Source organism: Thiocystis minor (genome assembly GCF_016653465.1).
GTDB classification, from domain to species: domain Bacteria; phylum Pseudomonadota; class Gammaproteobacteria; order Chromatiales; family Chromatiaceae; genus Chromatium; species Chromatium minus.
The window spans coordinates 15,311-35,029 of sequence record NZ_NHSQ01000065.1 but is presented as its reverse complement, the minus strand read 5'-3'; the positions used below and the strand labels follow the sequence as shown (position 1 = coordinate 35,029).

The 19,719-nt window shown below is 65.4% G+C and carries 18 protein-coding genes; 10 read left to right on the top strand and 8 right to left on the bottom strand.

Annotated features, from left to right (window positions below):
- Positions 1-2: 2 nt before the first annotated feature.
- The 7 genes from CCR95_RS07630 to CCR95_RS07600 all read left to right on the top strand — a co-directional run bounded on the left by CCR95_RS07630 (position 3) and on the right by CCR95_RS07600 (position 8,301).
- Positions 3-581 carry a hypothetical protein gene (locus CCR95_RS07630; protein WP_201093263.1) on the top strand — a complete coding sequence of 193 codons (579 nt, stop codon included), beginning with the start codon at positions 3-5 and terminating at the stop codon, positions 579-581.
- Positions 581-1,405, top strand: a complete 825-nt coding sequence (locus CCR95_RS07625) for a cytochrome c3 family protein (RefSeq protein WP_201093261.1) — start codon at positions 581-583, stop codon at positions 1,403-1,405. Before CCR95_RS07630 ends, CCR95_RS07625 begins: the two co-directional genes overlap by 1 nt.
- Positions 1,406-1,741: 336 nt before the next feature.
- On the top strand, positions 1,742-2,365 hold the full coding sequence (locus tag CCR95_RS07620) for an EF-hand domain-containing protein (RefSeq protein WP_201093259.1): 624 nt from the start codon (positions 1,742-1,744) through the stop codon (positions 2,363-2,365).
- A gap of 32 nt (positions 2,366-2,397) precedes the next feature.
- The gene (locus CCR95_RS07615; RefSeq protein WP_201093257.1) at positions 2,398-3,327 is read left to right on the top strand and encodes a cation diffusion facilitator family transporter; all 930 of its coding nucleotides are present in this window, start codon (positions 2,398-2,400) and stop codon (positions 3,325-3,327) included.
- A 25-nt stretch (positions 3,328-3,352) separates the two neighbouring features.
- Positions 3,353-4,021, top strand: coding sequence for a response regulator (locus CCR95_RS07610; protein ID WP_201093254.1), 669 nt, complete (start codon positions 3,353-3,355; stop codon positions 4,019-4,021).
- A complete protein-coding gene (locus CCR95_RS07605) occupies positions 4,018-5,415 on the top strand; it encodes an ATP-binding protein (RefSeq protein ID WP_201093252.1) in 1,398 nt (465 codons plus the stop codon). The genes CCR95_RS07610 and CCR95_RS07605 overlap by 4 nt, the downstream gene beginning before the upstream one ends.
- 306 nt (positions 5,416-5,721) lie before the next feature.
- Positions 5,722-8,301, top strand: coding sequence for a PKD domain-containing protein (locus CCR95_RS07600; RefSeq protein WP_201093250.1), 2,580 nt, complete (start codon positions 5,722-5,724; stop codon positions 8,299-8,301).
- Positions 8,302-8,445: 144 nt separating this feature from the next.
- Here the strand turns inward: CCR95_RS07600 and CCR95_RS07595 are convergent, their stop codons facing one another.
- From CCR95_RS07595 to CCR95_RS07570, 6 genes are all read right to left on the bottom strand, one after another.
- Complete coding sequence (locus tag CCR95_RS07595; protein WP_201093249.1) at positions 8,446-9,657, bottom strand: cytochrome-c peroxidase; 1,212 nt, start codon at positions 9,655-9,657, stop codon at positions 8,446-8,448.
- 107 nt (positions 9,658-9,764) lie between these two features.
- Positions 9,765-10,196: a hypothetical protein gene (locus CCR95_RS07590; protein ID WP_201093248.1), complete on the bottom strand. Its 432-nt coding sequence runs from the start codon at positions 10,194-10,196 to the stop codon at positions 9,765-9,767.
- 77 nt (positions 10,197-10,273) lie between these two features.
- Positions 10,274-10,579, bottom strand: coding sequence for a DUF3240 family protein (locus CCR95_RS07585; protein WP_201093247.1), 306 nt, complete (start codon positions 10,577-10,579; stop codon positions 10,274-10,276).
- 198 nt (positions 10,580-10,777) lie between these two features.
- Entirely contained in the window at positions 10,778-13,870 is a 3,093-nt protein-coding gene (locus CCR95_RS07580; RefSeq protein ID WP_201093245.1) for an efflux RND transporter permease subunit, read from the bottom strand.
- On the bottom strand, positions 13,870-15,084 hold the full coding sequence (locus CCR95_RS07575; RefSeq protein ID WP_242523114.1) for an efflux RND transporter periplasmic adaptor subunit: 1,215 nt from the start codon (positions 15,082-15,084) through the stop codon (positions 13,870-13,872). The genes CCR95_RS07580 and CCR95_RS07575 overlap by 1 nt, the downstream gene beginning before the upstream one ends.
- The gene (locus CCR95_RS07570; RefSeq protein WP_201093243.1) at positions 15,081-16,325 is read right to left on the bottom strand and encodes a TolC family protein; all 1,245 of its coding nucleotides are present in this window, start codon (positions 16,323-16,325) and stop codon (positions 15,081-15,083) included. Before CCR95_RS07570 ends, CCR95_RS07575 begins: the two co-directional genes overlap by 4 nt.
- Positions 16,326-16,922: 597 nt before the next feature.
- On the opposite strand from CCR95_RS07570, the gene CCR95_RS07565 reads away from it, so the two are divergent.
- Genes CCR95_RS07565 through CCR95_RS25800 form a run of 3 tightly spaced genes read left to right on the top strand, consistent with a single transcriptional unit; the run spans position 16,923 to position 17,690 of the window.
- On the top strand, positions 16,923-17,159 hold the full coding sequence (locus CCR95_RS07565) for a DUF433 domain-containing protein (protein ID WP_201093241.1): 237 nt from the start codon (positions 16,923-16,925) through the stop codon (positions 17,157-17,159).
- Positions 17,156-17,518, top strand: a complete 363-nt coding sequence (locus tag CCR95_RS07560) for a DUF5615 family PIN-like protein (RefSeq protein ID WP_201093239.1) — start codon at positions 17,156-17,158, stop codon at positions 17,516-17,518. The genes CCR95_RS07565 and CCR95_RS07560 overlap by 4 nt, the downstream gene beginning before the upstream one ends.
- Positions 17,519-17,558: 40 nt before the next feature.
- Entirely contained in the window at positions 17,559-17,690 is a 132-nt protein-coding gene (locus CCR95_RS25800) for a hypothetical protein (protein WP_276570238.1), read from the top strand.
- 19 nt (positions 17,691-17,709) lie between these two features.
- Here the strand turns inward: CCR95_RS25800 and CCR95_RS07555 are convergent, their stop codons facing one another.
- Both CCR95_RS07555 and CCR95_RS07550 read right to left on the bottom strand, forming a co-directional pair.
- Positions 17,710-19,062: a sensor histidine kinase gene (locus CCR95_RS07555; protein WP_201093237.1), complete on the bottom strand. Its 1,353-nt coding sequence runs from the start codon at positions 19,060-19,062 to the stop codon at positions 17,710-17,712.
- The gene (locus CCR95_RS07550; protein WP_201093235.1) at positions 19,059-19,718 is read right to left on the bottom strand and encodes a response regulator transcription factor; all 660 of its coding nucleotides are present in this window, start codon (positions 19,716-19,718) and stop codon (positions 19,059-19,061) included. Before CCR95_RS07550 ends, CCR95_RS07555 begins: the two co-directional genes overlap by 4 nt.
- Position 19,719: the final 1 nt, after the last annotated feature.

Sequence of the window (19,719 nt, the reverse complement as noted above, 5' to 3'; positions counted from 1 at the left end):
CCATGAAACGTTCGATCATTCGCAAGGACGTTCTTCCCTTTCTGGCGCTGTTCGGGTCGCTGCTGATCGCGACCGCCATCACCGATGCCCTGCTGCATCTCCTGGATCTGGTCTGGGTCGGGCGTTATCTGGGCATCCCCGGCACCCTTCTGATCCTGCTGTCGTTCTTCTATTCGATGCGCAAACGCAAGCTGATCCGGTTCGGCGAGCCGAAAAAGCTGTTGCGGCTGCATCAGGTGCTGACCTGGCTGGGGGCGCTGATGATCCTGGTGCACGCCGGCATCCATGTCTACACCCTGCTGCCTTGGCTGGCCCTGATCGCGATGCTGATCACGCTGGCGAGCGGAATGACGGGGCAGTACCTGCTGGACCGCTCGCGGCGCGACTTGAGCGCGAAACGCGCGGCCTATGAAGCCGATGGAGCGAGCAATCAGACGATCGATCAGGAGGTCTTTTGGGACGCGGTGACTGTGGATCTGATGAAGCAATGGCGGAGCGTACATTTCCCGATCACGCTCGCCTTTGGGGTGCTCGGACTGGCGCACATCCTCGGCATCTTTCTGTTCTGGCAGTGGAAATAATGAAGACGAAACTCATCTTCCTGGTCGTCGGGGCGAATCTGGTGCTGCTGGTGCTGCTCGCCATCTTTTATCCACGCATCATGGTCGAGCCCGGCAAGCTGATCAACGCCCATGCGTCGCTGGAGACCGATTGCTTCGCCTGTCATACCCCGTTCATCGGGAGTCGGCCAGCGAAGTGCGTACAATGCCACAAGCCCGCCGAGATCGGCCTGGTCACCACCACGGGGCTATCGATCGCCCACGAGCGGAAACTAACGCCCTTCCATCAGGATCTGATCGAACAGGACTGCGTCGCCTGTCATAGCGATCACAAGGGCGTGCAATCCTTCCGTCCCATCGGCCAGTTCTCGCATGAGCTGTTGCAAGTCAATCTGCGCGGCGAGTGCAACGGGTGTCACCGCAATCCTGGGGACAGCCTGCACCGGGAGCTGGTCGCCAATTGCAGTCAGTGCCATTCGCAGCAGGCCTGGACGCCGGCCACCCTCGACCATGAGCAGTTTTTCCGTTTCGATGAGGATCACCGGACCGCCTGCGCCACCTGTCATGTGGAACAGGACTACAGCCGCTATACCTGCTACGGCTGTCACGAGCACTCACGCTCGAACATCCGCGCGGAGCATGTGGAAGAAGGCATCGAGGATTACGAGAACTGCGTCGAGTGTCACCGTAGCGGCGATGACGAGGAAGGCGAAGGCGACGAGCACGAGAGACGGAATTCAACCATTGGCACCTTGAAGAGCCAAACCCGCCAGGATCTTTGGGGGCGTAGCCGCGGCGAACCTGATCAACATGACGAACACAAAGGGCGTGAGGATGACGATTAAGCCGCGTATCAACCATGTCCGCATGGCCCGCGTGGTTTTTGCGCTGGATCGGCCTTATCTGAAGCAACACGCATCGCTGTAGACAGCAATTTCGCTGAATTCACGATTTCTCCATGTTTATTGACCTTTTTCGAATGACAATCAAGGTGGCGGCAGGGGGGCGTGTTAAACGCCCCCGCTAGCCGAGTTTCCGGCGCACTGAACGTGGCGCCGACCGCCTTTCAATCGATGTTTCAATCCGCGCCCGGCAAGCCGGGCGACACTGCACGGAAGAGGTTACCCCTCTCCCGTGCGCATTATCCCCCTGAAGGGGGAGGTTTCAACCAGAGGATTGTGATGAACCACACGCCCAGAACCATCGCCCTGAGCTTCGCGATTGCCGCTGCCTGCGGCGCCCTGCCCGCGCTTGCGCAACCCACGAACGCGCCCCCGCGCGGCCCCATGCCATTTGCCGCCTTCGATCAGGACGGCAACGGGATCGTCACCGAACAGGAGTTCAATACGGTCCATGCCGAGCGGATGGCTGCGCGGGCCGCCACCGGCGCGCCGATGCGCGGGGCGGCCAACGCTCCGACCTTCGCGGATTTCGATCTGAATGGCGACGGTCAGTTGCTGCCCGACGAATTCGCCGCCGCGCACCAAGCGCTCATGCAAGGCCGGCCCGGCATGGGGATGGGGCCGGGGATGGGCCGTGGCATGGGGAGAAACATGCCGGCCTTCGCTGAATTCGATCTGAACCAGAACGGAACCCTTACCGAGAAGGAGTTTTACGAGGCACGGGCCAACCGGATCAAGGAGCGGTCGCAGCAGGGTTATGCGATGCGCAACCTGGCCAACGCGCCTGACTTCAAAGCCATCGATCTCAACGGCGACGGTCTGGTCGACCCACGGGAATTTGACTTGGCACAGGCCCAGCATCGCCAGCAGATGATGCAGCCGCCGCTGCCTCCGCAACGCTGAGAGCGGGAGAATTCAGCCATGAGATACGCGCCTTGAATCCCGAGGCAAACCCAAAGCCGGTCTCGCTCGGAACCTCCGCCGAGACCGGCAGACTCCTCAGGCTCGCCACCTATGCCTCGGTGGCCACGGCCGGTCTGCTGATCCTGGCCAAGCTCGTGGCCTGGCTGCTGACCGGATCGGTCAGCGTCCTCGCCTCGCTGGTGGATTCAACGATGGATGCCGCCGCCTCGCTGGTGAATCTGCTGGCGGTGCATTGGTCGCTGCTGCCGCCGGATGCCGAGCACCGTTTCGGTCATGGCAAGGCGCAGGCGCTCGCGGCCCTGGTTCAGGCGACCTTCATCGCCGGCTCGGCGGGGTTCCTCGCCCTGGAGGCTATCGACCGCCTGTTCCATCCGCAGCCAGTCGTCGAGATCGGGATCGGCGTGGCGGTCATCGGCTTCGCCATCCTCATCACCCTGGCGCTGCTCGCGTTCCAGCATCATGTCATCCGTCGGACCGGCTCGCCCGCCATCCGCGCGGATGCGCTGCACTATGCCACGGACCTGGCCACCAATTCGGCGACCCTGGTGGCGCTGGGTCTGGCGAGCCTCGGCTGGTCCGGCTTCGATCCGATCTTCGGACTCGCGATCGGTGCCTACATCCTCTACAGCGCCGCGCACATCGGTCGCGAGGCGATCCAGATGCTGATGGATCACGAGCTCCCGGAGGAACAGCGCGAGCACATCCGCACGCTGACGTTGAGCGTGCCCATGGTGCGTGGCCTGCACGGCCTGCGCACCCGCCAGTCCGGCCAGTCGCTGATCATCCAACTGCATCTTGAGCTCGACGATCAGTTGCCCCTGCTGCACGCGCATCGTCTTGCCGATGAGGTGGAGGCCCAGATCCGCGGCGTCTATCCGGATTCCGACATCATCATCCATCAGGATCCGGCGAGTCTGGGTCATGATGGCTCGGAGAGCTGAGCCTCCTCAAGACCATCGCCCCCTCATGCGCATCCTGATCGTCGAAGACGACCTACTCCTAGGCGCGGGCTTGCAGACCGGGCTTGGCCAGGATGGCTATCTGGCGGACTGGGTGCACAGCGCCGATCCAGCCGAGCATGCGCTGCGGATCGAGCACTTCGATGTGATGGTGCTCGACCTCGGGCTGCCCGGACGCGATGGACTCGCCCTGCTGCGCGATCTGCGCCGCCAGGGGATCGATCTGCCGATTCTGATCCTCACCGCCCGCGATGCGATCGCGGATAAAGTGGCCGGACTGGACGCCGGCGCGGACGATTATCTGGTCAAACCGTTCGATCTCGATGAACTGAGCGCGCGGATCCGCGCGCTCGCGCGCCGCCGGGAGGGGCATGCGACACCGCTGTTGCAGGCCGGCGCGCTGGCGCTGGATACCAATCGGCGCACCGTGACGCTCGGCGAACAACCGCTGTCACTCTCGCCCAAGGAGTATGCCCTGCTGGAAAAGCTGGTCGCCAACGCCGACCGGGTGGTGCCACGCGCGCGGCTGGCGGCGGCGACCTACGGCTGGCGCGACGAGATCGAGAGCAACGCCATGGAAGTGCATATCCACAACCTGCGTCAGAAACTCGGCAAGCACCGGATCCTCACGGTGCGCGGCGTCGGCTATCGATTCGTCTCGGAACCCTCGCCATGAGATCGATCCGCCGCCGCCTGCTGTTGTCACTCAGCCTTGTCTGGACCGTCATCTGGATCGCCATCGCCCTGATTGCCTGGAATCGTTCGGGTCACGAGGTCGGTGAATTGATGGATGCGCAGTTGGCCCAGACCGCGCATTTCCTGCGCCAGATCACGCTCGCCGGCGATCTGCCCAGCATCGCTGGCGCGCCCCAAACCCTGTCGCCCATCGGCCATCCCTACGAATCCATGATCAGTTTCCAGCTCTGGCGGGAGGGCGTGCTGATCGGCAGTTTCGGCGCCGCGCCGCTGGAACCCCTGGCACGGCAGTCGGGATTCTCGGATCAGACCCTCGGGTCGACCCAATGGCGCGTCTTCGGGTTCCCGACGGGGCGTTCCGACGAGGTGATCTATGTGGCGCAGAATGACGGGATCCGGCGGGAACTCATCGAGTATCTGACGCTCCATGCGCTGCAACCCATCCTCTGGTCGCTGCCGCTCACCGTGTTCCTGATCTGGCTGGCGATCACGGACGGCCTGCTTCCACTGAGCCGGCTCGCCCGCGCCATCGGGCACCGCTCGGCCGAGCAACTGGCCCCCATCGACGCGCGCCGCGTGCCGGGCGAGATCCGACCGCTGATCCATGCGCTCAACGGCTTGATGGCCCGGCTCGAACAGGCGTTGGACGCGGAGCGCCATTTTGCCGCCGATGCCTCGCACGAACTGCGTACCCCCTTCGCGATCATCCGTACCCACGCGCAGATCGCCCAGCGCAGCCGCGACCCCGAGGAACGCTCCGAGGCGCTCGGGAAACTCATTCGCGGGGTTGATCGGGCGACCCATCTGATCGCCCAGCTCTTGATTCTGTCCCGACTGCAATCGCGGGCGCACGAAACCGAGCACGCAACCTGTTCGCTGGTCCAGACGGCGAAACAAGCGGTTGCGGACAAGCAGGGAACGGCGCGCGCCAAGTCCATCGAACTTGCCTGCAAGATCCCGGAAGGCGAGCCCGGTCTGGTCGGCGTCTCGCCTGGGGCCTTGAGCATTCTGGTCGGTAATCTGCTGGACAACGCGATCAAATACACCCCGGTAGGCGGGCGCGTCGCCGTGACGGTCAGCGTGCGTCGGGAACAGGTTCTGCTGCGGATGGAGGACTCGGGCCGGGGTATCCCCGCCGAGGACCGGACGCGGGTCTTCGATCGTTTCTATCGCCCGCCCGGTCAGACCGAGCCCGGTGCCGGGCTCGGTCTGGCCATCGTGCGGCGGATCTGCGAGCTGCATGGTGTCGGGATCGAGCTGCTCGACGCGGAGGATGGGCAGGGCCTGCTGGTCGAGGTCGTTTTTTGCAAGCCTGCCGCGGACTCCGTTCCGCATCCCGGTCGTGATCGATCTCACCAGATCACCGAGCAGTAAAACCATCGCTCCGGCGTCGCGGCGGTGCGTGTCGTCACGCCATCCTCCCGCGCATATTCCATATCTCTCGTCACGAAGCCCCCGAGCCTTAAGGTTCCCTTAAGGCTTGGCGGGCTAGGCTGGCGTTCCAAGCAGCGATGAACAAAGGGTTTCCCAGTGGGCCAAACGCCCCGGCGTCCGTGGCCGACGCCAGGAGGCACCGCGTTTCATAACCAGTGAGAGAACAGAATGATGAGAGCGTCCAAACAAACAGGCATCCTTGGCGCACCACCACCGGCACGAGATCGGAAACGGGTTTGGCGTAGCTTGACGGTCGCGCTCGCCCTGGTCGCGGTCTGCGTGTTATCGGTGGGCATGGCGTTCGCCGATGACGATCGGGATGATCACGAGCGCGATGACGACTCCTCTCCGTCCCAGCTCAGGATTGATCGCGCCTCCTGGGACAGCCGGGAAAGACGCCTGAACGTCTCCGGGCGGGGCACGCCGCGCGCCAAGGTGACCCTGGTCAACGCCTACGCCCCCTCGCAAACGCTCGACGACGACGAGGCCGATCGACGCGATGGCACCTGGTCGATCCGCGAAGAGCGGCCCAGGCCCGTGCCCTGCCGGGTGCGCGCCATCCAGCGGGACGGACAGACGGCCGAACGCGCGGTCGACAAGGCTCCGTCTGATTGCTCGCCCAAGTCACCGGGCGGCGGCGACCCTCCGCCTCCAGGCGGCAACCAGACCCCGACGGCCAGGGTCAACGGCCCCTACAGCGGTCTTCCAGGCACGGCGGTAAATTTCAGCAGCGCCGGCTCGACCGACCCGGACGGCAGCCTCGCCAGCTACGCCTGGACCTTCGGCGACGGCGCCACCAGCACCCAGGCCAACCCGAGCCACATCTATGCGGCGGTCGGCAGCTACAGCGTCGCCCTCACCGTGACCGACAATACGGGCGCAACCTCCGCGCCCTCGACCACCACCGCGACCATCTCGGATACGCCGCAGGTTGGCTGCACCTCGCCCATCGCGGAGCACTGCAATATCACCGCCTACGCCGGCCCCGAGGTCTGCGTCGCCTGCCACGAGGACCAGGCGCGCGACATGCACGGCTCGGTGCATTATCAGCAGGGCGGGGCCTTCCCCAATGTCACCAACATCCCGGGCGATTTTGCGGCGGCCGGCGAGCGACCCGCCAAGGCGGCGGGCGATCTGGTCGCGACCGGCGTCAACACCTACTGCGGCACGCACGAGAACTCACCGCGCTTCACCTGCGCCGGCTGTCATGTGGGGAATGGACGCTTCCCGATGGCCCAATCGCTGTTCGAGCAGCTTGATCCGGCGTCGACCGAGGCCCATGCGCAACTCGCCAACATTGACTGTCTGACCTGCCATCAGGAGGTCTACAAACGCTTCCCGGACTGGACCGCGTCCGGGCAGGGTTTCAGCGATTTTAGCCTGCTCAATCTGGCCGAGGACGCAACCGGCGCGCTGATCCGCGCCGAGGGCAACGCCTTGCTGCGAACCGGGTTCCAGGGCATCCCGAAGGTGAGTCTGGCAGGCGACTTCCTGTTCAAGCCGGCGGGCATCGACATCCTGCCCGCGTCCGTCCCCATGACACCCATGCCGCTCACCACCCTGGCGGCGGCGCAGAACGTCCATGCCACCACCCGTCAGTCCTGTCTCAATTGTCATGCCGGGGCGGGCGGGGCCGATGGCGCCAAGCGCGGCGATCTGTCGACGGAAAACATCAATCCGCCCCTCACGCACGACCTGCACATGAGTCCGGACGGCGCCAACCTGACCTGTTCGGATTGTCACAGCGCAACCGGAACCAATGGCGAGGGCCACCGGATGCGCGGTCGCGGACTTGACCTGCGGGCCAATGACGTGGCAGAGCGTTTCAGTTGCGAGACCGGCGGCTGCCATGACAACCGCCCGCATGGCGATTTCAGCAACACCCAGGGCTCCAGCAAGGACAAGCACGCCATGAAGGTCGCCTGTCAGACCTGCCATATCCCGAGCTACGCCAAGGCGGCGGTCGGCACCGAGATCGCCCGCGACTGGCAGGATCCGCATCCGTCCGACTCGGCCTGTAACGGGCGCGGCGGCTGGCTCCCCCGCGAGGACAAGGGCGGTCTGGGGACGGCGTCGCTCATTCCCAGCTACACCTGGTTCGACGGCACCTCCGAGGTGGTCTATCTGGAAGAGTCGTTGGCGGGTGTGCCCACGGTTCCCTTGGATGCCACGGTCGCGGCCAACTTCGTCGGCGGCTTCAGCGCCGGCAGCCCGGCCTATGCCCTGGGGATGCCCAATGGGAACGTGACGAGCGCGACCGCCAAGCTCTATCCCATGAAGAAGCATTGGGGCAAGCTGGCGCGCAACGACGCCGACAACAGTCTGGTTGGGCACTCCACCTTCGAGTTCTTCCGCACCGGCAGCTTCTGCCGCGCGGTGGCGGTGGGACTCGGCGAGGATCCCGACAGCGCCTGCAACGGCACCCCCGGCGATACCGAGATGCCCCTCGGTACGACCACGGTCCCGGTCTTCACCTACCAGACCATCAACCATGGGGTCGAACCCGACTCCAACGCCTTGGGCGGCGACGCGACGGGTTGCGGTTCCTGTCACCAGGCGCTCGGCGGCGGTCCGGCGCGGTTGGACATGCAGGGGCTCGGTTACGGACTGCGGACCTTGCCGAGCGCGGTGATCGGTACCCGCGTCACGGCACTCAACGGCAATCTGAACAGCATCTGCACCCAATGCCACGAAAACGAGTCGGAAGATCGCGATTTCGCGGGCGTGCACAGCCGGCATGTCCAGAAAGAAGGCAAGGAGTGTGCTACCTGTCACAACTTCTCGCGCCCGGAGCGGAGTTTGAGCCTGAGCCGCGGCGAGGGCTGAGAGAGCGGCTCGCGGGAGCGAGCCTTGGGGCCGCCTGATTCGGGCGGCCTTTTTTCGTGTTGGCCTTGCCAGAATCCGCGCCGCGTGACTCGGAGTCCGTACCTGAAATGGGCGGTATTGGCATAAAATCCTGTGCGTGGCCGCTCACTCGGCCGCTGGCATCCAGCCATCGTCGAGGGTACGCAGAAAGGCGACGATGGCCGCTTCCTCCTCGGCGCTCAGACCCAGATCGCCGAGTTCCTCGGTGTTCAGATTCTCCCCGATCTCCGGCGCGGGCCAGCAATTGACGCCCGGCGCGGGGTCCGCAAGACCGGCGCAATCCGGCTTTAGGTCACGGGTATTGTAGAAATGCACGACCTCTTCCAGGCTCTTATGGGCGCCGTTATGCATGTAGCTCTTGACGAACCCCGCGCTGGGTCGGAGATTGGCGTTACGCAGGCTGGGAACCTTGTACTTGCCCAGGTTTTCCGCCGCACGATCGGCGAAGCGCGGCACCCGCTTGAGAAATCCGCCGAGTCCTTCATCCCGCCAGCCCGCGCCCTCGGGATTGCGCTCGCTCAGGCCATACCAGGGATTGTCGGGGTTGCGGCCGACGCCGAGATTGTCATAGGTGAAATCGGTGAACAGCGGCGGCTCGCCCTGGGGTCCGGGGGTCTGCGGATGACAGGCGGCGCAGTTGCCCTTGTCTTCGTCCGCATAGAGCGCAAGACCCAGACGTTCCTGCTCGCTCAGCGGATAACGCGCGGGATCCTTGAGAAAGAAATCGTATTTGGAGCTGAAGGCGTTCATCTCCGGCGACGCCTCGAAGGCGGCGATCGCCTGGGCGATGGCGTTGAAGCCAGCCACCGGGTTGGCGCAGACCTCCGTGCCAAACCAGGCGCGCAGCCCTTCCCCGGCGCCGCCCGCGCACACCCGCCGGACGACCTCGGCGGCCTTGGGCAGGTTCTGTTCCACCGGGTTGAGGAAGGGATCCAAAGCCTGTTCCGCGGACGGGTTGCCGAGCAGCCAACCGGTCGCCCGGCCGTCCCAGAAATTGCCGCCGACGAAATGGTCTTCCTCGGGGTCGAGATGCAGCGGCGGACTGAAGGAGGCATAGGCGGCCATCGGCGGGCGCCGATTACCGAAGCGCCCGCGCACCGCGCCTTCATGAACGCCGCCGCCGGCATGGGTCGCGCTGTCCGGACTCGTCCATCCCGTCGCCTGGGCATGGCAACTGGCGCAGGATTGTCCGGGCGGTTCGGACAGACTGGGGTCGAAGAAGATGGCCTTGCCGAGCGCCGACAGGTGATCGGTCGCGTCGACTGGCGGACAGGCGAGCATGAGCGCCACGAGTATGAAAGCGTGAATCAGAATCATCGGAACCTCTTATCTCGCTCCGGGCATCGGTTCGTCGGTAGCCAAAATGGTTACGCCGCATGAAAAGCCAATCCCGCCAGCGTCGCGATCGCTCCGGGTTGCCGAATTCAACCCGGCGAGTCCAGGAACATCGGGCTGTTCGCCAGGATATGCGCGAGGCGCAGGGTGCTCCCCGCGGGCGGATCGATCATGAGGCGCGCGTTGAAATAGGCCGATTGGGCCTGACGGTTGCGGCGCATCGGGCTCGCATAGGTTTCAGCCAGTTGTGTGCCGTCCGGACCGATCAGCGTAATGCGGACATACCCAGGGATCGCGCCTCGACGCGCAATTCTGGGGGTCACCGTGCCACGCACGGAGATCGCTCCCTTGTCAGGGCGCGCCTGAACCAGCGCGACCTCGAACCGGTGCGAGGCGATACGCTCGATCGAAAGGGGTGGATCGAACGCCGGCGATCGATCCGCCGCGCCAAGGGCTCCCGCGTTGAGCAGGATGGCCATCCCGATCGCGATTCCAGGCAGGGATTGTGGTTTCAGGATCACGGTGTTGACCTCTCGTCTCAAGCCATTGATTGGGTGTCACGGTGGGCTTCCACGGCGTTCGGAACGGCGTTCGCCCATCAGCCTTTCAGCCGACCGACCTCGATCAAGGGGGTCAGCCAGTAGTGAATGCCGCTGCCTTTGAAGTCCTCGCCGAGCGCGGCGAGGACGGACTGGGCGACGGGCGTCGGCAGATGGGTGAAGAACATCACCCGCCGGCTGCGCCCGGCCACCTGCTCGGCCAGGCTCATGGATCGCTCCGAGGAGCCATGACCCGAGACCGGGACGCTGGTGAATCCGGGCACGTCATCGCGATCGAGCAGCCATTCGGCGACCAGATCCTCGGCCTCGGGCGGGACGATCAGATTGAGTAGGGTGTTGGGCATGAATTCAGTTGTCAGTTGTCAGTTGTCAGTTGAGCGGCATCCTTGTAGCGAATTCATTCGTCCCGACAGCCTGGCTTCAACCTAAAAAGAGCAGTTGAACCGCAAAGAACACGAAGAACGCGAAGTCGTTCAATGCCTTGTTTTTCTTTGCGTCCTTTGCGCCTTTGCGGTTCCAAACGCCGAATTTAGGTTCAAGCGTCATTTCGCCTGACCAGGACCGCCGCCAAAGCGTCGATAGAGGATCGGCAGCAGGATCAGCGTGAGCAGGGTCGCGCTCACCAGGCCGCCGATGACCACGATGGCGAGCGGACGCTGGATCTCGGAGCCGGGGCCGGTGGCGAACAGCAGCGGTACCAGTCCGAAGGTGGCGATGTTGGCGGTCATGAGGACCGGGCGCAGCCGCCTTCGCGCCCCTTCGGTGACGACCTCCTCCATCGGCCGGCCGAGCGCGCGTAGCTGGTTGAAGTAGGTCACCATCACCACGCCATTGAGCACGGCGATGCCGAGCAGGGCGATGAAGCCGACCGAGGCCGGTACCGAGAGATATTCCCCGGTCAGGGCCAGCGCGAAGATGCCGCCGATCAGCGCGAAGGGGATGTTGGACAGCACCAGTACCGCCTGGCTGACCGAGCGGAAGGTCGAGAAGAGCACCAGAAAGATGAGCCCGAGTGCGATCGGGACCACTAGCGCCAGCCGGGCCGCGGCGCGCTGCTGGTTCTCGAACTCGCCGCCCCATTCCAGCCAGTAGCCGGTGGGCAGTTCGACTTGATCGGTCACCGCCTGGCGGGCCTCTTCGACGAAGCCCACCAGGTCGCGCCCCTCGACATTGGCGATGGCGACCGCCATGCGGTTGCCGCGCTCGCGCGTCAGGGCGACCGGTCCCTCGATCCGTTCCATCCGCACCAGATTGGCGAGCGGCACGGCGCGTCCGTCGGGCAGCGCGATCTGTAACCCGGCGAAGCGTGCCGGGGAGTTGCGCTGCGTCTCGGGACCGCGGATGACCAGCGGGCGGCGCTTGCCTTCCAGATACACGGTGCCGACCGTCAGCCCCTCGACCTGGGCGCGCAGCGCGGCGGCCAGGGCATCGGCGTCGACACCGAGCCGGCCGGCCTCCAGCCGGTCGACCACCAGATTCAGATACTGGGCGCCCTCGTTGCGCGGTGTGTAGACATCCTGCGCGCCCGCGATGCCTTCCAGCACTGTCACGATGTCCGCCGCCGTGCGATTGAGCTGGTCCTGATCGGTGCCGAAGAGCTTGACCGCCAGATCGCCGCGCACCCCGGTCAGCATCTCCGAGACGCGCATCTCGATCGGTTGGGTGAAGGCGTAATCGACCCCTGGAAAGCGCTCCAGCACCACGCGGATCGCCTCCATCAGTTCGTCCTTGGTCGCGAAGCGCCAGTCCGCGTGCGGCTTGAGGACCAGAAAACTGTCGGTCTGATTCAGGCCCATGGGATCCAGGCCCAGCTCGTCGGAGCCGGCGCGGGCGATGATGGCGGAGACCTCCGGCACCTCGGCGAGGATGGCGCGCTGCACCCGCTGGTCGATGGCGAGCGATTCGGCCAGGCTGATCGAGGGCAGCTTTTCGAGCTGGACGATGAGATCGCCCTCGTCCATGGTCGGCATGAAGGACTTGCCGATCAGGGTGTAGACATAACCGGCGACCACCAGCAGCGCCACGGCCGCGCTCACCACCACGGCCGGATGGCGCAGCGACCAGCCGAGCACCGGCATGTAGAGCCGGGTCAGCAGGCGCGGCAGCCAGGGCTCGTGATCGCCGTCGCCATGACCGCCGCCAGCGCCCAGCAGATAGGACGCCAGCACCGGGATCAGGGTCAGCGAGAGCAGCAGCGAACTGGCCAGGGCGAAGACGATGGTGAGCGCCACCGGGACGAACAGCTTGCCTTCCAGCCCCTGGAGCGTCAGCAGCGGCAGGAACACGATGATGATGATGAGAATGCCCGAGGTCATAGGCAACGCCACCTCGCGGGTGGCGCGATAGATCAGATGCAGCCGGGGCAGGCGCCGGCCGGCCGCACCGCGATTGAGCTGGGTGACGACGTTCTCGACCACCACCACGGCGGCGTCCACCAGCATGCCGATGGCGATCGCCAGACCGCCGAGCGACATGAGATTGGCCGAGAGCCCGAACTGACGCATCAAAATGAAGGTCGCCAGCACCGACAGGGGCAGGATCAGGGCCACGGTCAGCGCCGCGCGCAGGTCGCCGAGAAAGAGCACCAGCAGGATGAGCACCAGCACCGTGGCCTCGATCAGGGCCTTGGCGACCGTGTGCACCGCCTTGTCCACGAGCACGCCGCGATCGTAGAAGACCTCGATGGCGACGCCGTCCGGCAGGCCCGGCGCGAGTTCGTCGAGCTTGGCCTTGACCCCTTCGACCACCGCGCGCGCGTTCGCCCCGCGCAGGCCCAGCACCAGTCCCTCGACCGCCTCGCCGACCCCATTGCGGGTGACCGCGCCATAGCGGGTGAGCGCGGACAGCCGCACCTCGGCGACGTCGGCGACCCGCACCGGCTGCCGCCGGTCGCCGCCGATCACGATCGCGCCCAGGTCATCGAGGGTCTGGATCGCGCCCTCGCTGCGCACCAGCAGCACCTCTTCGCCGGCGTCCAGCCGCCCGGCGCCGTCGTTGCCATTGTTGGCCTCGATCGCCGCGCGCAGGGCCGCCAGGCTGACCCCCTGGGCCGCCATGCGGGCATTGTCCGGAACCACCTCGAAACTGGTGACCAGACCGCCGAGCGCGTTGACCTCGGCCACGCCGGGGACCGCGCGCAGCGCCGGGCGGATGGTCCAGTCGAGCAGATCGCGCCGCTCGGCCAGGCTCAGCTCGCCGCCCTCGATACTGAACATGAACATCTCGCCGAGCGGCGTGGTCATGGGCGCAATGCCGCCCTCGACGCCGTCCGGCAGGTTGCCCCAGATGGCGTTGAGCCGCTCGGCGACCTGCTGGCGCGCCCAGAAGATGTCGGTCCCCTCGGCGAAGTCGACGGTGATGTCGGTGAGCGCGTATTTGGCGATCGAGCGCAGCATGGTCTGGTGCGGGATGCCGAGCATCTCCACCTCGATCAGGCTGGTGATGCGCGTGCCGACCTCTTCCGGGGTCATCCCCGGCGCCTTGACGATGATCTTGACCTGGGTGGTGGAGACATCGGGAAAGGCATCGATCGGGGTCTCCTGGATCGCCTTCCAGCCGGCGCCGATCAGCAGCAGGGCGGCCAGCAGCATCAGCAGGCGCTGGGTCAGCGCGAACTGGATCAGCCGCGCCAGCATTACTCGCCCCCCAGCCAGGCGGCCTTGAGGGCCGCCACGCCGCTGACCGCGATGCGGTCGGCGGCGGTCAGTTCGCCGCGAACCACGGCGCTCTGCTCCTCCTCGCCGACCAGGGTAACCGGCAGCGCCTCGAATCCGCCGGGGCGGGCGACGAAGAGATGCACGACGTCGGCCTGGCGGACCAGCGCGCCGGCGGGCAGGCGCCAGCTCGCGACCGGCGCGCCGGAGGTCGCCGTGGTCAGTTGGCCGGGCGTCGCACCCGTCCTGAGAGTCGCCAGCAACTGAACCTCGACGAACTGGCCGGGACGCAGTTGGTCGACGCCTTCGGAGATCTCCGCGCGCACCAGCACGCCCTGATCCTGGCCGTGCACCATCCGCCCGATGGTGACGACCTCGCCCGCCGTCCCCTGGCGTGTCAGGAACACCTTGGCGCCGGCGGCGATGCCTTCGAGCTGATCGACCGGGACATGGATCTCCAGCCACAGCGGGTCCGGCTCGGCGATCCGATAGAGCGGCGCGGCGCTGGCGACCGACTGCCCGGTGGTCACCATCTGCTCCAGCACCACCCCGGCGATCGGCGCATGCACCGGCAGGGTGCTGGTCAGGCGGCGCGTGCGGGTCAGGGTCGCGATGTCTTCCGGGGCCAGTCCGGCGAGCTCCAGCAACTGACAGTGCTGATCGAGCAGGGTGGCCAGTTCGCGCTGCCGGGACTGGGTCTCCAGCAGACGCCGTTCGGCGATCACGCCCTCGCGGTGGAGCTTGCGGTCGCGCGCCAGTTCGCTGTCGACGAGTTCGAGCCGGATCAGCGCCTCCAGATACTGACTCTGGGTGTCGACCAATTCCGGACTGCGCAGTTCGGCGAGCACCTGGCCGGTGCCGACCCGCTCGCCCTCGGCGACCTTCAGGCTCTCCAGCACCCCGCTCTGGGGCGCGGCGACCACCCGCAGTTGGCGGTTGGGCACCGCCACCTCGGCGGGATAGCGCCGCGAGAGCGTGGTTTCGGCGGGGATGGGCTCCACTGTTTGGATGCCGAAGGCCGCCTGCTGACTGGCGTCGAGCGCGATCAGCTCGCCAGCCAGCGCGCTCGCCGGAACGAGGATGGGCAACAGCAGGAGGGCCGTGAGCCAGTGCGTCGTGGCGCGCGAGCGTCCAGGTGGACTGGCGGCGCGCCGGCAGCGCGCCGGGCGGAACATGGGCGACGGGATGCGAATCATTGGGGGACGACTCCTAGTGCTTGATTGAGTCTGGCCCGCGCCCGACCCTGTTCCAGATGCCGCAGTTCCAGGGCCACGCTCGCCTCGCGGGCGCGCGCCTCGGCTTGCAGCAGAGCGGTCAGATCGGATTCGCCCAGATCGAAGGCGCGCCGCACCAGATCCAGCGCCTCGTGCGCGAGGGTATGACGGCGTTCCGCGACCGCCAGGGCCTCGGCGACACCACGCTGGCTGACGCGCGCCACGGCCAGCGCCTGCTCGGCCTCCAGACGGGCGCGGTGCAAGTCGGTCGTGCGTTCGGTATAGAGGCGTTCGGCCGCCGCCAGCGCCGGGGCCGACTGGCTCGCGAGTCCGAAGGGGATGCTGATTTCCAGTTGCACCGCGTCGGCGGCATCGGCGCCGCGGCCGTCTTGGGTGCGGGTGCCGCCGAGGCTCAGGGTCGGATTGCCACGGCGATCGCGCTGCGTGCGGGTACGCTCGGCGCGTGCCACGCCCAGGGTGCCGTCGGCATCGCGCAGCAGTGGATGATCGGTGGGGACGGTCTCCAGATCGGTGAGGGGTTCGAGCGGATCCTTGGGCAGGGCGGTCTGACCGGTCAGGCTCCGGTACTGGGTCAGCGCCGTCTCGACTTCGACCTGGGCGGCCTGTTGCTCCGCCTCGCGCTCCAGGGTCTCCTGACGCGCCAGCAGAAGGTCGACCCGCGCCAGCTCGCCGGCCGCGAAGCGCTTGTCGATGGTTGCTGCCAGCGCGCGAGCGCTCGCGAACGCCTCCTCGGCCTGGCGCAGCCGTCCCTGGGCCAGCGTCGCCGTCCAGACCGCCTCGCGCACCCGCCCGGCCATCTCCCAGCGCAGCAGGCTGGCCAGACCATCGGCCTGACCGCCGAGCGCCGCCGCCACGGACTGGCGCGCGTCGCGCTGTCCCGGCATCCACAGCGGGACATCCAGCATCGCCTCCCACTCGTTGGCGCCGGCATCGTCGGTGAGCCGGTCGCTGCGATGTTTGACCCGCAGCGCCGGATCGCCCGCGACCAGGCCGCCGGCCTGGCGACGCACCGCCTCGCCTTCGCCGCGGATCGCCGCGATGCGCGCCTGCTCGGCGGCGACCGCCAGGGCCGAGGACACGGCCTCGCCCAGACTGCCGGCGAAGGCCGGAGCGCCCGCCAGCGGCAGGAGGATCAGGGCCAGTGCCCCGAACCGCCGTGCCGCTGGGATGTTTGCGGACAGGATGGATGATTGAGTGATCATGGGACCATCCTAAGGTCCCAAACTGAAACCACGCTGAATCCTGGTAGCAGCGACCGAATAACGAGTTGGATGTCCGCAACCATGTACCCACTGTAAAAAACATGGTCAAGCAGACGACGACGTTCAAATCGCCGCTGGATGCTTTTGGTGGCTATCGCAAAACGCTTAATTCTACTTTGTTACCTTCAAAAAATCTTTAAGTGTTTAAATTTTATGATAATAAACAAAAATACACATAAACAATAGGGTTCTAGTGGCGCGTTGAGCGCCTATAATCACCCATAAACCGCCAACATCTATCTTCAATAGGGGCATAGTAAATGAAGATTTATTGCGCCTAATAAAAAATAACTTAAAATTCATTAATTTATGCGACAGTCAAAGTTAACAAAGTAGAATTAAGCAGTTACGAAACGGAGACCGGGATGGATTCGGCGGATTTCTTTGACCGCTACGAAAGGGGAGAATCCGAGGATGACGCCCGGTGGGTCGTGCGGGCGCACGATGACCGACATTTTCTAGCGTTGCACGACCATCTCAAAGAGCTATGGCAGGCCGGCAGCGCCATTACGATGATCTGGAAACCGGAGAGAACCCATGAACTGGCAAGATCGCATTTGCGCCGATCCACGTATCTGTCACGGAAAGGTCTGTATCCACGGGACGCGGATCATGGTCTCTGTGATCCTCGATAATCTGGCGGCGGGTGAAACACCACAGCGCATTCTCGAAAGCTATCCGACGTTGCAAGAGCAGGATATCCAGGCAGCGCTAAGCTACGCGGCCGAGATGGCTCGTGAGCGTATTGTCGATCTGCCCGAGGTGGCGGCGTGAAGTTCAAAACGGATGAGAATCTGCCTGTGGAAGTGGCCGCGCTGCTATGTGATTCTGGGCATGACGCCTTCACCGTGGTCGACCAGCAAATGGCGGGGCATCCCGATTGCGACGTAGCCGCTGTTTGCCGAGCCGAGCAACGTGCATTGGTGACACTCGATCTGGATTTTGCCGATCCGCGCACCTACCCGCCTGATTTGTATTGTGGTCTGATCGTGCTCCGCCCGCGCGTCCAGACGATTTCGATGTTCCAACGTTTAACGAAACAGTTGCTGCAACTGCTCGATAAGCAACCCCTAATGGGGCACCTCTGGATCGTCGAGGAGCAGCGCGTCCGCATTCGGGGTGGACGTGCATGAACGCATCCACGACACGGGTAAACAAGAGCGGATAAAGACCATGTCAACCTTATTCTGCGACCCCATGAAGCGTACCGCCGAGACTCAGGGTCGGATTGCCAAGTCGATCGTGCTTCACGCGGGTGCGCTCGGCGCGCGCCACGGCCAGGGTGCTGTCGGCACGAACCGCTGAACACCGCCCCCGACCCTAATCACCGATTCCACGAGACATCAACGCCCAGCGGCACCCGCGCCTCGGCGCGCAGTCCTCCAAGTTCGGGCGAGATCCCGAAGACGATGCGCCCGCCGTACCCTTCGAGGATCTCCTTGACGATCGCCAGCCCAAGACCATGACCGCTGATCTGCTCGTCGAGACGCACGCCGCGTTCGGTGATGGCCGCGAGCGCGTCCTCGGCACAGCCGGGACCGTCGTCATCGACGCGCAGCAGCAGCGTTCCACCTTCGATCGAGAGGTTGCAGACAACGCGCTTGCGCGCCCATTTGCAGGCGTTGTCGAGCAGATTGCCGAGGAGTTCCAGCATGTCCTCGCGATCCACACCGAGCGGCTCCGGAATGGCCTGAGTCAGCCGGATCTCCAGCCCCCTGTCGGCATGCATCCGTTCCAGCAGACGCTGTAGCGTTGGCAGCTCAGCCGCCGGCTCGAAGCAGGCACCGGCGCCGCCGGCCCCCGCCAGACGGGCGCGCTTGAGCTGACGTTCGGCGAGACGGCGCAGCTGTTCGACCTGTTCGAGCAGGCTGGCACGGGTTCTGTCGGCCATGGGCAGGGCCGGGTCTTCCAGTTGCTGGCGCACGAGTCCAAGCGGTCCCTTGATGGCGTGAGAGAGATTGCCGGCGGCGGTGCGCGAGCGTTCCAGACGCTGGGCGAAGAGCACCAGCAGCCGATTGAGCTTGCGCACCAGAGGCAGGATCTCGGCCGGAACCTGCTCGGTCAGGGTTGCGGTCTGACCGTGTTCGAGACGTTCGATGTCGCGATAGACCGGGCGCAGGCTGGCGAAGGCGCGGCGCAGAATCACCCGCTGAATCAGCAGACTCAACGCCAGCCCGCCGAGCGCCATCAGGGCAAACAGTCGCTCGAAGACGACCAGCTCGGCGCTCAGCGGACGGATGTCCTCGGCGACAGCGACCACCAGATCCTGTCCGCCGATGCGGTAGCCGCCGGCCCAGACGACCAGATCCTGATCGATCGGCCCGGCCATTTTCCAGGTGCGGGTCTCGCCTGGAGCCAGACGGGGAACGGCGAGTTCCTCGTCCCACAAGGATCGCGAACGCTGTCGCTTTCCCGTCGCGAAGGCGACCACGAAATAGTGTCCCGAATAGGGTTGTTCATACACCGGCGTCAACCCGACCGCGTCCAGGCGCCGCGCCTCCGTCCGCTCAAGCCCGAGGCTGCCGACCAGTCCCTCGGCGTCATGCTCCAGGCGCGAGATCACGAAGGCATTGGCCGTGTGATGGAGTGCCGCGTGCCCCAGCCACCAGGCCGCGCCGATCAGCAGCACCAGACTGAAGGTGAGGCCGAGATGGAGATGGCTTTCGAGCGATTTCATCGGGGAAAGAGGTAGCCCTGTCCGCGCAGGGTCTGAATCCGTTCCTTGCCGATCTTTTCGCGCAAGCGGCGGACATAGACCTCGATCAGATTGCTGCCACGATCCGCATCCAGATCGTAGACGTGATCCATGATCTGGCTCTTGGAGAGGATGCGCCCGGGGTTGAGCATCAGATAGCGCAGGAGCCTGAATTCCGTCCCGGTCAGCTCGCGCGCCGCGCCGTCCGGTAAGATGACACGCTGCAGATCGCCGTCCAGCGCGAGTCCGCCGACCGCCAGCGCGGGTCTTGGGTTGCCGGCGGCACGGCGCGTCAGGGCATTGAGGCGCGCGATCAGTTCCTCGACATGAAAGGGCTTGCCGAGATAGTCGTCGGCACCCGCCTTGAGTCCGTCGACCCGTTCATGCCAGGCATCGCGCGCGGTCAGGATGAGGACCGGGGTCGCGATTCCACGCTCGCGCCAGTGGCGCAGCACCGTCAGGCCGGGCCGTCCGGGCAAGCCGAGATCGAGCAGGATGACATCATAGGGTTCGCATTGACCCAGGGTCTCGCCGAGGATCCCGTCGGTGGCCTGATCGACCGCGAAACCCGCCGCGTTGAGGGGGGGAAGGAGGGCCGCGATCTGCTGGGGATCGTCTTCGACCAGGAGTAGACGCATG

Coding starts and splice junctions, on each gene's coding strand:
- CCR95_RS07630 (WP_201093263.1), top strand. CDS start 3: ATGAAACGTTCGATCATTCGCAAGGACGTTCTTCCCTTTCTGGCGCTG.
- CCR95_RS07625 (WP_201093261.1), top strand. CDS start 581: ATGAAGACGAAACTCATCTTCCTGGTCGTCGGGGCGAATCTGGTGCTG.
- CCR95_RS07620 (WP_201093259.1), top strand. CDS start 1,742: ATGAACCACACGCCCAGAACCATCGCCCTGAGCTTCGCGATTGCCGCT.
- CCR95_RS07610 (WP_201093254.1), top strand. CDS start 3,353: ATGCGCATCCTGATCGTCGAAGACGACCTACTCCTAGGCGCGGGCTTG.
- CCR95_RS07605 (WP_201093252.1), top strand. CDS start 4,018: ATGAGATCGATCCGCCGCCGCCTGCTGTTGTCACTCAGCCTTGTCTGG.
- CCR95_RS07595 (WP_201093249.1), bottom strand. CDS start 9,657: ATGATTCTGATTCACGCTTTCATACTCGTGGCGCTCATGCTCGCCTGT.
- CCR95_RS07585 (WP_201093247.1), bottom strand. CDS start 10,579: ATGCCCAACACCCTACTCAATCTGATCGTCCCGCCCGAGGCCGAGGAT.
- CCR95_RS07580 (WP_201093245.1), bottom strand. CDS start 13,870: ATGCTGGCGCGGCTGATCCAGTTCGCGCTGACCCAGCGCCTGCTGATG.
- CCR95_RS07575 (WP_242523114.1), bottom strand. CDS start 15,084: ATGATTCGCATCCCGTCGCCCATGTTCCGCCCGGCGCGCTGCCGGCGC.
- CCR95_RS07570 (WP_201093243.1), bottom strand. CDS start 16,325: ATGATCACTCAATCATCCATCCTGTCCGCAAACATCCCAGCGGCACGG.
- CCR95_RS07565 (WP_201093241.1), top strand. CDS start 16,923: ATGAACTGGCAAGATCGCATTTGCGCCGATCCACGTATCTGTCACGGA.
- CCR95_RS25800 (WP_276570238.1), top strand. CDS start 17,559: ATGTCAACCTTATTCTGCGACCCCATGAAGCGTACCGCCGAGACTCAG.
- CCR95_RS07555 (WP_201093237.1), bottom strand. CDS start 19,062: ATGAAATCGCTCGAAAGCCATCTCCATCTCGGCCTCACCTTCAGTCTG.
- CCR95_RS07550 (WP_201093235.1), bottom strand. CDS start 19,718: ATGCGTCTACTCCTGGTCGAAGACGATCCCCAGCAGATCGCGGCCCTC.